This is a genomic window from Streptomyces graminofaciens, from assembly GCF_030294945.1.
GTDB classification, from domain to species: Bacteria; Actinomycetota; Actinomycetes; order Streptomycetales; family Streptomycetaceae; genus Streptomyces; species Streptomyces graminofaciens.
This window is the reverse complement of the sequence record NZ_AP018448.1, coordinates 2,962,310-2,974,586: the sequence shown is the minus strand read 5'-3', so window position 1 is coordinate 2,974,586 and position 12,277 is coordinate 2,962,310. Positions and strand designations below refer to the sequence as shown.

Genomic DNA, 12,277 nt, shown 5'->3' with positions numbered 1-12,277 from the left:
CGCATAAGGATCAGATAGGAAGACGCACAGGTAATCCCAATAGTTGTCTCTTGAGCCGCAAGTCGCTTACGTTCGGCCTCAATCCGGACGGACGCCCAATCCTGCCGCCGACCGGAGCCGTATACCGACCCGATCCACGGCAGGAGCGGGGGACCCACAGGTAGTCCCGCCTGTTCCGGTCTCCGGAACAGGCTAGGGGTAAAGCCGTGCGCGAGCACGGCCGGGCATCTCCAGTCCGCACCCGACAGCTCACCTCGCAGGCGCCGGAGAGGAATTCGTCATGCCCGCGAAGGGTAAGCACCGCCGTCCGAAGTCCCAGCGATTCACCCGCTCGATCGCCGCCGCCGGAACGGGTGGTGCCGCGCTCGCCCTCCCGCTGATGGGTGCCGCCGGCGCCCACGCGGCGACGCCGACGGCCGCCGTTTCCGGCGTTTCCGAGAAGACGGTCTCGATCGCCGCGGCGAAGGCCGCCGCCGAGCAGAGCGCACGGCTGGAGCAGGCCGAAAAGGCCGCTCGGGCGGAGAAGACCGGCACCAAGAAGTCGAAGACGAAGACCTACTCGGTCAAGATCGGCGACTATCTCGCGAAGATCGCCGAGGAGCAGGACGTCGACGGCGGCTGGAAGCGGATCTACGCGGACAACCGCCAGGCGATAGGTTCCGACCCGTCGCTCATCCACCCGGGCCTCAAGCTCACCCTCGGCGGCAAGGCCGCGTCGAGCAGCGCGCCCCAGTCCTCGACGCAGCGTCAGTCGTCGCAGTCCTCCAAGCCCGCCGAGTCGTCGAAGACCTCCGAGTCCTCGAAGCCCGCCGAGTCCGCCGCGGAGGAGTCGACCTCCACCACGCAGACCTCGGAGTCCAGCAACTCCGGCTTCACCCTGCCCATCGAGGGCGCCACCATCGGCACCGCCTACAAGACGGCGGGCAGCATGTGGTCCAGCGGCTACCACACCGGTGTCGACTTCGTGGCCCCCACCGGCACCGCCCTCAAGGCCGTCGGCGCGGGTACCGTCGTCTCCGCCGGCTGGGGCGGCGCGTACGGCAACCAGATCGTCATCAAGCTCGCCGACGGTTACTACGCCCAGTACGCCCACCTGTCCTCGATCGGCGTCTCCGCCGGCCAGTCGGTGAGCGCGGGCCAGCAGATCGGCCTCTCCGGCGCCACCGGCAACGTCACCGGACCGCATCTGCACTTCGAGATCCGGACGACGCCGGACTACGGCTCGGACATCGACCCGCTGGCGTATCTGCGGCAGAAGGGCGTCAGCGTCTGACGCACCCGCTCCCTGCCGAGAGGATCAGAAGGCCGGACCCCCGATCCCCGGGGTCCGGCCTTCGGCACGCCCGGATCGGTGGGGTCGCGGCCCGGCCCGGGCGAATCATGATCATCGTGTTGCGGTCTTGTGGCATGGCTGACCGAAGTATCGACAGTCGTGCGACCGTGAGGACACAGTGATCTCCGCAAGCGCTTTCTATGCCTTCGGAGGTCCTCTGTGTCCGGTGTGTCCGGCGTCGACCGACGCACTGTCATCAAGGGTGCCGCGGTCGCGGCCGCCGCCACCCAGTTCTCCTGGGCACTGTCCCGCAGTGCCGCCGCCGCCCCGGACGGAGCTTCGGGCGCCGCTTCGGCCGGTGACACCGAACTTCACTGGCTGGAGGGTTCGGCGCCGGGCGCGCACGCCGGCACCACCTGGGGCGTGCCGTGGGCCCGCGGTACCCACCAGGCCGGCCAGGGCTTCCGGCTCACCACGGCCGCCGGTGACGACGTCCCCGTGCAGAGCTGGGTCACCGCCCAGTGGCCCGACGGATCGGTGAAGTGGACGGCGCACGCGATCGCCCCCGACGCGCCGAAGGCGGAAACGTATCGCCTGTCCGCCGGACACCGGCCGCCCCCGCGCGAAAGGTGACCGTCACCCGCACCGGCGGCCATGTCGAGGTCTCGACCGGCGTCATCACGGTCGTCTTCGGCGGCCGGAACTCCCGCACGGTCGTGCGCAGCGTCAGCCGTGGCTCCACCGAGATCGCCCGCGACGGCCGACTGGTCGCCCTGCGGCAGGGGAGATACGAGGGCGGCGCCGAAGTCGAGGAGTTCGACGGGCGGGTCGAGAAGGTGACCGTCGAGCAGGACGGGCCGGTCCGGGCCGTCGTCCGGGTCGAGGGCCGCCACCGGCACGGGCGTCGCGACTGGCTGCCGTTCACCCTGCGCTTCGCCTTCCACGCCGGCGCCGAGTCCTTCAAGCTCGTGCACACCTTCGTCTGGGACGGCGAGCAGAAACCCGGCTCCGACAAGGGCGACTTCCTGCGCGGGCTCGGCGTCCGCTTCACCGTGCCGCTCCGCGACGAGGCGTACGACCGCCATGTCCGGCTCGCCGACTCCGGCGGCGGTCTCTTCGCCGAAGCGGTGCAGGGGATCACCGGGCTGCGCCGCGACCCGGGCGAGGCCGTGCGCAAGGCCCAGATCGCGGGCGAGAAGCTGCCCGACACCTCCACCTGGGACAGCCGGGTCTCCGGCCGCCTCGCCTACATCCCGAAGTGGGGCGACTTCACGCTCACCCAGCCGACCGCCGACGGCTACGCCATCCGCAAGCGCACGCGGTCCGGCTACGGCTGGATCCCGGCCGCCGCCGGACAGCGCGCGGGCGGCTTCGGATACGTCGGCGGCGCGAGCGGCGGACTCTCCTTCGGCCTGCGCGACTTCTGGCAGCGCCACCCCACCCAGCTCGACATCCGCGGCGCCCACACGGACGCGGCCGAGGTGACGCTCTGGCTCTATTCGCCCGACGCACCCCCGCTCGACCTGCGCTTCTACCACGACGGCCTGGGCCAGGACACCTACGACAAGCAGCTCGAAGGCCTGGAGATCACCTACGAGGACTACGAGCCGGGCTTCGGCAACCCCTACGGGATCGCCCGCACCAGCGAGCTGGCCTTCTGGGCGCTGGACGCCACCCCGAGCGCCGAGAAGCTGGCCGCGCAGGCCGCCGCCGTGGCCACCCCGCCGCTGCTCACGGCCACCCCAGAACGCCTCCACGCCGCGGGGATCTTCGGCGACTGGGCCCCGGTCGACCGGTCGAACGCGGCTCGCAAGGCGATCGAGGACCACCTCGACGACCTGTTCGCCTACTACCGCGACCAGCGCGAGGACCGCCGTTGGTACGGCTTCCTCGACTACGGGGACGTCCAGCACACCTACGACAACGACCGCCACGTCTGGCGCTACGACGTCGGCGGCTACGCCTGGGACAACTCCGAGCTGGGCACCGACCTATGGCTCTGGTACCACTTCCTGCGCACCGGCTCGGCCGAGGCGTTCCGCTTCGCCGAGGCCATGACCCGGCACACCGGCGAGGTCGACGTCCACCACCTCGGCAAGTACGCCGGACTCGGCACCCGGCACGGCGTGCAGCACTACGCCGACAGCGCCAAGCAGCTACGCATCTCCACGGCCACGAACCGCCGCTTCCACTACTTCCTCACCGGCGACGAACGCACCGGCGACCTACTGCGCGAACTCGTCACCGCCGAGCTGACGTTCCTACAGGTCGACCCGCAGCGCAAGGTCCGCACCGACGACTACGAACCGGGCGACCGCCACGCCCTGTCCGTCGGCTTCGGCACCGACTGGGGCGCGCTGTCGGCGGCCTGGCTCACCGAATGGGAGCGACGCGGCCCGAACGCCGAGAAGGCGTACGAGAAACTGGTCAACTCCCTGCGGACCATCGCCGACCAGCCCAACGGCTTCTTCACCGGCGACGCCCTCCTCGACGCCGACACCGGGAAGTTCGCCGTCGTCACCGACAAGAGCGTCAACGTCTCGCATCTCAGCGCGGTGTTCGGCCTCGTGGAGACCAACAGCGAACTCGTCTCGCTGCTCGGCGACAAGGAACCCGAGTTCGCCGACGCCTGGCTGAAGTACGCGCAGTACTACAACGGCACCAACGCCGAGAAGACCGCTCTCACCGGCTCGACCTGGCGTTCCGCGCTGCCCGCCGCGCACTCCCGCATCACGGCCTACGCGGCCCGCCACAAGGACGACCCGACGCTGGCCAAGCGCGCCTGGAACGAGTTCTACACCGGCAGCGACACCTACTTCCCGTCCAACGACTGGTCCCGGGTGACGATCAAGACCCCGGACGTGCTCCACAGGACCGAGGAGATCCCATGGATCTCCACCAACTCCTCCGCCCAGTGGGCGCTCGCGGCGATCCAGAACCTCGCGCTCATCGGCGATCGGATCCCGTCATGAGGCGCCCTCTCATGAGCCGCGTCCTCGTGAGTACGGCGGCGACCGTGGGTCTCCTGGCCGGTGCCACCCCACCCGTACTCGCGTCCGGTGAGCCGAACGTGGTGCGTCCCGACGACCGGCGGCTCGTCTACGAGGGCCACTGGAGCCGCACCGCCCAGGCCGCCGCCACCGTCAACTCCGGTTCCAGGCTGCGCTTCCGGTTCACGGGCCGCAGCGTCCACACCTTGTTCGACGTCACTTCGGTCACCGTGCCCGCGCAGATCTACGTATCGGTGGACGGCGGCCCGAAGCAGCTGTACGCGGTCGACCGGAGCGACCTGCGCATCACGGCACCGGGACGCGGACCGCACACCGTCGAGCTCTCCGTGAAGGACGTCTTCTCCCGGGCCAACCGGTGGACGCCACCGCTGGAGACGGGGGTCACGCTGACCGGGATCCGGGGCCACCTGTTGGGACGACATCAGCCACACAAAAGGCAGTTGGCGTTCTACGGCGACTCCATCACCCAGGGCGTCCTGGCCCTGTGCGAGGTCAACACCTCCGACTGCGCGGACGGTACGGCCGCCTACCCGACCCTCGTCGCCGACGCCCTGCACGCCTCGCTCACCCAGGTCGGGTTCGGCCGGCAGGGCGTGATCCAGACCGGGAACGGGGGAGTGCCGGCCGCCGGTGCCGCGTACGGCTGGAACCACGCGGGCTCCCCGGCGCGTTCGGACCGCGACGCCGATGTGATCGTCGTCAACCAGGGCACCAATGACACGGCGTACGGCCCGGCCGAGTTCCGTCCCGCCTACCGCGCCTATCTGGAACGCCTGCGGACGGCCGCACCGCACGCCCGCGTCCTCGCGCTGCGCCCGTTCGACGGGTCGCACGCCGACGACATCGCCGCCGTCGTCGGCGAACTCGCCGACCCGCGAACGGAGTTCGTCGACACGACCGGCTGGCTCTCGGTGGCGGACGGTGACTTCCACGGCGCCGTCCATCCGAGCGCCCAGGGCCACCGCAAGGTGGCCGACCGGCTCATCTCCCTTCTGCACAAGGAGCGTTAGTGCGTAACCTGCGACGCCGAAGAACCGTCGTCCTCACTGCGGCCGCCCTGCTGGCCGGGCTCTCCTCCGCGCCCGCCGGCCACGCCGCCGACACCCCACGCAGGATCGTGGAGAACCTGGACCGCGGCCTGGTCGCCGTCCCGTCCGACGGTGGCACCTTTCTCAGCTGGCGCCTGCTCGGCACGGAGTACGCGCGGTACGGCGACGCCATCGCCTTCAACGTGTACAAGGGCGGCAAGCGGCTGAACCGGGCGCCGATCACCAGGTCGACGACGTACCAGGACAACAGCCGTGGCACGGGCACCTACACCGTGCGGGCCGTCGTGGGCGGGCGGGAGCTGAAGCCGAGTTCCGGGCTCGGCTTCGCCGCCGGGTACGCGGAGATCCCGCTCGCCACCGCCGACGACTACACCGTGCAGCACGCCTGGCCGGGCGACCTCGACGGCGACGGCCGGTACGAGCTGGTCGTGAGCCGGCTCTCGCGGACCCGGGACAAGCCCGACCTGCTGGAGGCGTACACGCTGACCGGCGAGCCGCTGTGGCGGGTCGACCTCGGACCCGGCTCGTACACCCAGGTCGGCGGGAACGGCGCCAACGACCCGGCGCCCGCCGCGATCAGCGGCTCCACGGCCATCGGCGGCTACCGCAACGACGACAACGTGACCGTGTTCGACCTGGACGGCGACGGCCGGGCCGAGGTGCTGGCGCACACGGCCGCCGGGACGACCTTCGCGGACGGTTCGCAGGTCACGGCGGCCTCGCCCGCCGACCAGTTCGTGTCGGTGATCGACGGCGCCACGGGTGCCGAACGCACCCGGCAGCCCGTCCCCGACGACTTCGTCGCCGACGGCCCCTCCGGCGGCCACTTCGGTGTCGCCTACCTCGACGGTGTCCACCCGAGCCTCGTCACCAAGCTGGTCACCCGTGTCGGTGCCCGGCGCGGCGCCTTCCGGATCCTCTTCCAGACCTGGGACTTCGACGGCAGGGACCTCACCCGCCGCTGGAAGTACGTCGTGCCCGCCGCCGGCGGCGCGACCAGCTTCCACCAGATCCGCACCGTCGACGTCGACCTCGACGGCAAGGACGAGATCGCCGACGGCAACTACGTGGTGAACAGCGACGGCACGCTCCGGTACGTCGTCGACGGCGCCGGGCACGGCGACCGCTTCCACATCGCCGACCTGGACCCCGACCGCCCCGGCCTGGAGGGCTTCGCCATCCAACAGGCGGAGCTGGGCGTCGTCCCGAACTTCCCCTGGTACTACTACGACGCCGACACCGGCGAGCGCCTGGTGACCGGGCAGCACCCGGCCGACTGGGAGAACGACACCGACATCGACGTCGGCCGGGGCAGCACCGGCGACATCGACCCGAACCACCCCGGCTACGAGTACTGGACCTCCACCGCCGACGTCACCGCTCCCGGCGCGGGCGTCCACAACGTCCAGGACGGCAAGGTCGCCACGACCACCCCCAGCGTCAACTTCCGCGTCTGGTGGGACGGCGACAAGGGCTCGGAGCTGCTGGACCACACGCACGTCTCCGAGTGGGACCCGGCGACGGAGACCAGCACCAGGATCTTCGACCCGGCCGGTGTCGTCTCCGGGGCGCGCAACGCCACCCCCTTCTACGGCGACCTCATCGGCGACTGGCGCGAGGAGATCCTCGCCGAGACCGCCGACCACACCGCCCTGCGCCTCCACACCACCACCGAGCCGACGAAGACCCGCGTCTACACGCTCGCCCAGAACGCCGAGTACCGCCTCGGCTGGACCGTGCGCGGCTACCTCCAGTCCACGTACACGGACTACTACCTCGGCACCGAGACCCGCCGCATCCCCAGGCCCACGATCACCACGACCCCCCGTAATGCACCTACAGAAGGAGCGTCATGACCACCCGCAGAGCCTTCGGAGCCCTCGCCGCCGGTGCCGCCCTCGCCGCGCTCGCCCCGGTGGGGACGGCGTCCGCGAGCCCGCACCGCCGTCACGGCCGGCTGATCGCCGCCGACGACTTCCGGCACGGCCTCGGCCAGTGGGCCGTCGAACTCCAGTCCGGCGGCACGGTCACGGCCGAGCGCGGCGTCCTGGAGGTCGACGTACCGGCCGGCGCGACGGTCTGGTTCAAGCGGAAGCTTCAAGGGCCGTACGTCATCGCGTACACGGCCACCCCGGTCTCCGCGGGCGGCGTCAACGACCGGGTCTCGGACCTCAACAACTTCTGGAACGCCGTCGACGTACGCTCGCCGGACAACCTCTTCGCCACCCCGCGCGGCGGCGCGCTCGCCGAGTACGACTATCTGAAGACGTACTACGCGGGTTACGGCGCCAACACGAACACGACGACGCGGCTGCGCCGGTACGTCGGCGAGGCGGGCGTACGGCCGCTGATCCACGACTACACCGAGCCGCTGCTGGTCGCGAACGAGCCGAACCATGTCCGGATCGTCTCCGACGGCTCGAAGGTCCAGTGGTGGAACAACGGGCGGCTCGTCTTCGACTACACCGACCCGGAGCCGTACACGAGCGGACATTTCGCCTTCCGGACCACCTGGAGCCATTTCCGGATCGAGGACTTCCGGGTGTGGAGGTTGTCCGGCCACCACTGATCGCCACGGCGGGTCGGGGCAGCCCGGAACAGGTGCCCCGACCTGCCGTATTCCGGGTTGACCAACACTTGACACGTGGTCTATCTCACCGCCCGTCAACCCCTTATTACGGTCGCGTAAGTCACATGGAACGATGAATCATGGGCCGATGTGGCAGACGATTCGAAGAATGACAGCAGATCAGTGATCGGGTCGTACGTGGCGGTGGGGGACAGCTTCACCGAGGGCGTCGGCGATCCGGGGCCCGACGGGGCGTTCGTCGGCTGGGCCGACCGGTTCGCGGTACTTCTCGCGGACCGCCTGCCCGAGGGCGACTTCGACTACACCAACCTCGCCGTGCGCGGGAAACTCCTCGACCAGATCGTGGAGGACCAGATGCCGAGGGCCATCGAGCTGGCCCCGGACCTGATCTCCTTCTGCGCGGGCGGCAACGACATCATCCGGCCCGGCACCGACCCGGACGAGGTCGCCGAACGCTTCGAGCGGGCGATCTCGACCCTGACCTCGGCCGTCGGCACGGTCATGGTGACCACCGGCTTCGACACCCGTGACATCCCGGTGCTCAGGCACCTGCGCGGCAAGATCGCCACGTACAACGGACATGTGCGGGCCATCGCCGACCGGTACGGCTGCCCCGTACTGGACCTGTGGTCCCTCAAGACCGTCCAGGACAGGCGGGCCTGGGACGACGACCGGCTGCACCTCTCGCCCGAGGGACACACGCGCGTGGCGCTGCGCGCCGGGCAGGTCCTCGGCGTCGAGGTGCCCGCAGACCCCGACCAGCCCTGGCCCCCGCTGCCGCCGCGCGGCACGTTCGAGGTGCGCCGCGACAACATCCACTGGGCGCGCGACTATCTGGTGCCGTGGATCGGGCGGCGACTGCGCGGGGAGTCCTCCGGTGACCATGTGTCGGCGAAGGGGCACCTGTCGCCGGACGACATCAAGTCACGGATCGCGTCGGTGGCCTGAGCGTCCCGGTCCGAGGGTGGACCGAGTGCGGCCCGGGCGATGTGCCCGGGCCGCCGCGTGTCCCTGCCCGGACCTCAGCGGGTCGCCGCCGCCAGGGCCTCGCGCTCCAGCCCCAGTTCGCGGGCGAGCGCCTCGTCTGCCCACTCCTGCGCCCGAGCACGCGAGACGGCACCCTCGTACGCCGTCATCTGTACGGCGAGGCCGTCCAGCAGGGCCGTCAGGCGCAGCGCGGCCGTCGCCGGGTCCGGGCACACGAACTCGCCCGCCGCCACCCCCTCGGCGATGACCTCGCCGATCGCGGCCTTCCACTGCTTGTCCAGATCTCGGGTGACCTCGCGCAGCACGGGCTCGCGCAGCGCCGCCGCCCAGCCCTCGATCCACAGCCGCCAGCCCTTGGCCTGCCCGGTCGGCGCGTACCAGCGCACCGCCGCCCGCAGCCGCCGCACGGCCGACATACGCCGGCCCAGCAGCTTGCGCAACTGGGCGAGGTCCTGCCGCGCCGCGTGTGCGAACGCCTCGGCGACCAGCTTCTCCTTGGTCGAGAAGTGGTACAGCACCAGGGCGTTGCTCACGCCGAGGGCCGTGGCCACGTCGGCGATCCGAACCGCCGCCACGCCCCGCGCCTCGATCTGTTCGACAGCGGCCCCCAACAACTCCTCACGCCGCTCCGCCACGCTCAACCGCACTCTTCTCACGCCGTCACCCTAGGGCTGTCGTCAAACTCCCGTCGTCCGCCCGAAGGGCGGGGCCGGGCGGAGTCAGGTGCGTGCTCACCGGTACCAGCCGTACCGTTCCGCGATCACCGGCAGCCGCTCCGCGACGATCGCGTGGGCGGCCGCGCGGGGAGTGGTGCCGTCGGCCGCCGCGCGGGCCAGCATCAGGTCGACGAGGGCGCGCATCGAGCGGCGCGTGTGCGCGAACGCCTCATCGGCGGCCGGACCGATGTCGCCGAACAGGGTCCACCACCACCAGGCGTTCGTCCCGGAGTTGACGACCACGTCCGGCAGCACCGTGACCCCGCGCGCCGCGAGCAGTTCCTCCGCCTCCGGCAGCACCGGCATATTGGCCGCCTCCACGATCAGCCGGGCGGTGATCAGCGCCTGATCAGCGGAGTCGATCGCGTACGACACCGCCGCGGGCACGAGCACCTCGGCCTCGGCGGCGAGCCAGGCGTCGCCCGCCTCCTCCCGGTCCTCGGGGCGCAGCACGGAGCGGTCCACCGTGCCGTACGCGTCCCGCGCGGCCAGCAGCGCTTCGACGTCCAGACCGTCCGGGTTGGCGATCGTCCCCTTGATGTCGGCGACGGCGACGACCGAAAGCCCCGCACGCGCGAGGAAGCGCGCCGTGGCCCCGCCCATCGTGCCCAGCCCCTGCACCGCGACCCGCGTCCCGGCGTACGGCAGCCCGGCCCGGTCCAGTGCCGTGAGCACCGACTCGGCGACACCGCAGCCGCCGACCAGCTCGTCCAGGCCGATCCCGTCCACCTCGACCGCGAAGGCCTCCGCGAGCCGCCGCCGGGCCGCCGTCTCGTCGTCGAGCAGCGGGTACACGGCCTGGACCGTCGACACGAGCCCCGCCTCGGCGGCGGCCCGGTCCACCAGGTCCTGGGTGAGCCCGAGGTCCTCCCCGGTGGTCCAGACGCTCTCGATGTACGGCCGCATCGCCCGCAGATAGCGCACCAGGACGCCGTACGCCGCCGGGTCGCGGGGGTCGCAGTCGATGCCGCCCTTGGCGCCGCCGAGCGGGACGTACCGGCCCTCGGGGTCGTAGTGCAGCGCCTCTTTCATGGTCATGCCCCGGGCCAGCCCGGCAACCTCGTCGAGGGTGCAGCCCGGGCGCATGCGCAGACCGCCGCTGGAGACACCGCGTACCAGCCGGTCGACGACGAGGAAGCCGCACCGGCCGGTGACGTGATCGGTCCAGGTGAGGGAGAGGAAGGGGGTGGTCATCGGGGGTTCCTCGGGGGCGGGACGGACGGGAGAGGAGAGGGAGGGGGAGGGCGCAGACGCGTTGCGACAGCCCTGCCGGGACGGCGCGGACCCATGGGGATACTGAACCACGGGTCAGTATGACATCGTGCTGTGACGGGTCGGACACAGCGCTGTGGGAGGGGCGGACCATAATGGAATGCCTCAGCGAATTCTCAGGAGGCGCCGTGTCCGGTTTCCGTTCCTCGAGCTCGGGGTTGCGCGCATTGCGGCCCGCCGCCTTCGGCGCGGACCCGAGCGGTGCCCGCCTGGAGCGGATTCGCAGATCGCCGCACTTCGCGGGCGGTGTCTTCGTGAACCCCGAGGGCACCTCGATCCGCCCCTCCGGCGGGGTCGCGCTGGAGATTGCGAAGAGCCAGTTCCGTAAGGAGGAGCGCGTCCTGCGTGCTCCCGCCGGTGTGATCCCCGTGCACGCCACGACCCTCGCCGACCTGGCCAGGCCCGCGGCGAGCGGTCTGCGGATCACTTGGATGGGCCACTCCAGCGTGCTCGCCGAGATCGACGGGCACCGGGTGCTCTTCGACCCCGTCTGGGGCGAGCGCTGCTCCCCGTTCGCCTTCGCCGGGCCCAAGCGGCTGCACCCCGTGCCGCTGCCGATCGCCGCGCTCGGTCCCGTCGACGTCGTCGTCATCTCGCACGACCACTACGACCACCTGGACATGCCGACGATCAAGACGCTGGCCGGCACGGACACCGTCTTCGCGGTGCCTTTGGGTGTCGGCGCCCACCTGGAGCACTGGGGTGTCTCCGGGGACCGCATCCGTGAGCTGGACTGGCACGAGGCGACCAAGGTCGGCGGCCTCACCCTGACCGCCACCCCGGCCCGGCACTTCTGCGGACGCGGCCTGCGCAACACCCAGCACACGCTCTGGGCCTCCTGGGCGGTCGCCGGCGACGAACACCGGATCTACCACAGCGGCGACACCGGGTACTTCGACGGTTTCAAGGACATCGGCGCCGCACACGGCCCGTTCGACCTCACGATGATCCAGATCGGGGCCTACAGCGAGTTCTGGCCCGACATCCACATGACGCCCGAGGAAGGGGTGCAGACCCATCTCGACCTCCAGCGCGGCGAGGCCGGCACCGGTGTGATGCTGCCGATCCACTGGGGCACGTTCAACCTCGCGCAGCACGCGTGGGCGGAGCCGGGGGAGTGGACGAGGGACGCGGCGGAGGATGCCGGCCAGGCGGTTGCGTTCCCCCGACCGGGCGAGCCCTTCGAGCCCACGGGAACCCTCCCCACCGATCCGTGGTGGCGGACCGTGTCGGCACCCATCGCGAGTCCGTGGCGCCGCACACAAGGACGGCGGATCACGACCCCGGAGGTCAGAAGCTCGGACGTCGATCTTGCCGGCGAGCGGTGACGCCGTCGGCGGAAGATCTCACGGAGACCGCGCGGCGGACACCGGGCGGCT

General features: G+C 71.0%; 8 protein-coding genes, 1 pseudogene and 1 riboswitch. Of the genes and pseudogenes, 7 read left to right on the top strand and 2 right to left on the bottom strand.

Going from position 1 to position 12,277, the window contains the following annotated elements; genetic code table 11:
- Positions 1 to 116: 116 nt before the first annotated feature.
- Positions 117 to 276, top strand: a riboswitch (cyclic di-AMP (ydaO/yuaA leader).
- 4 nt (positions 277 to 280) lie between these two features.
- The 6 genes and pseudogenes from SGFS_RS12845 to SGFS_RS12820 all read left to right on the top strand — a co-directional run bounded on the left by SGFS_RS12845 (position 281) and on the right by SGFS_RS12820 (position 8,871).
- Positions 281 to 1,273 carry a M23 family metallopeptidase gene (locus tag SGFS_RS12845; RefSeq protein ID WP_286250052.1) on the top strand — a complete coding sequence of 331 codons (993 nt, stop codon included), beginning with the start codon at positions 281 to 283 and terminating at the stop codon, positions 1,271 to 1,273.
- 228 nt (positions 1,274 to 1,501) lie between these two features.
- A pseudogene (locus SGFS_RS12840) lies at positions 1,502 to 4,245 on the top strand (exo-rhamnogalacturonan lyase family protein).
- 11 nt (positions 4,246 to 4,256) lie between these two features.
- Complete coding sequence (locus SGFS_RS12835) at positions 4,257 to 5,294, top strand: GDSL-type esterase/lipase family protein (RefSeq protein ID WP_286250050.1); 1,038 nt, start codon at positions 4,257 to 4,259, stop codon at positions 5,292 to 5,294.
- Entirely contained in the window at positions 5,294 to 7,189 is a 1,896-nt protein-coding gene (locus SGFS_RS12830) for a rhamnogalacturonan lyase family protein (protein WP_286250048.1), read from the top strand. Before SGFS_RS12835 ends, SGFS_RS12830 begins: the two co-directional genes overlap by 1 nt.
- On the top strand, positions 7,186 to 7,902 hold the full coding sequence (locus tag SGFS_RS12825) for a DUF6250 domain-containing protein (protein WP_286250047.1): 717 nt from the start codon (positions 7,186 to 7,188) through the stop codon (positions 7,900 to 7,902). The genes SGFS_RS12830 and SGFS_RS12825 overlap by 4 nt, the downstream gene beginning before the upstream one ends.
- A 183-nt stretch (positions 7,903 to 8,085) precedes the next feature.
- Positions 8,086 to 8,871, top strand: coding sequence for an SGNH/GDSL hydrolase family protein (locus SGFS_RS12820; RefSeq protein ID WP_286250046.1), 786 nt, complete (start codon positions 8,086 to 8,088; stop codon positions 8,869 to 8,871).
- A 74-nt stretch (positions 8,872 to 8,945) separates the two neighbouring features.
- Here SGFS_RS12820 and SGFS_RS12815 read toward each other — a convergent pair whose 3' ends face one another.
- Both SGFS_RS12815 and SGFS_RS12810 read right to left on the bottom strand, forming a co-directional pair.
- Positions 8,946 to 9,566, bottom strand: coding sequence for a TetR/AcrR family transcriptional regulator (locus SGFS_RS12815; protein WP_286250044.1), 621 nt, complete (start codon positions 9,564 to 9,566; stop codon positions 8,946 to 8,948).
- Positions 9,567 to 9,641: 75 nt separating this feature from the next.
- Positions 9,642 to 10,820 carry a Glu/Leu/Phe/Val dehydrogenase dimerization domain-containing protein gene (locus SGFS_RS12810; protein ID WP_286250043.1) on the bottom strand — a complete coding sequence of 393 codons (1,179 nt, stop codon included), beginning with the start codon at positions 10,818 to 10,820 and terminating at the stop codon, positions 9,642 to 9,644.
- A gap of 206 nt (positions 10,821 to 11,026) precedes the next feature.
- On the opposite strand from SGFS_RS12810, the gene SGFS_RS12805 reads away from it, so the two are divergent.
- Entirely contained in the window at positions 11,027 to 12,226 is a 1,200-nt protein-coding gene (locus SGFS_RS12805; protein WP_286250041.1) for an MBL fold metallo-hydrolase, read from the top strand.
- The last annotated feature ends 51 nt before the right edge of the window (positions 12,227 to 12,277 follow it).

Bases quoted from the DNA above. Each gene is read 5' to 3' on its own strand.
- SGFS_RS12835 (WP_286250050.1), top strand. From the start codon at position 4,257: ATGAGCCGCGTCCTCGTGAGTACGGCGGCGACCGTGGGTCTCCTGGCC.
- SGFS_RS12825 (WP_286250047.1), top strand. From the start codon at position 7,186: ATGACCACCCGCAGAGCCTTCGGAGCCCTCGCCGCCGGTGCCGCCCTC.
- SGFS_RS12845 (WP_286250052.1), top strand. From the start codon at position 281: ATGCCCGCGAAGGGTAAGCACCGCCGTCCGAAGTCCCAGCGATTCACC.
- SGFS_RS12810 (WP_286250043.1), bottom strand. From the start codon at position 10,820: ATGACCACCCCCTTCCTCTCCCTCACCTGGACCGATCACGTCACCGGC.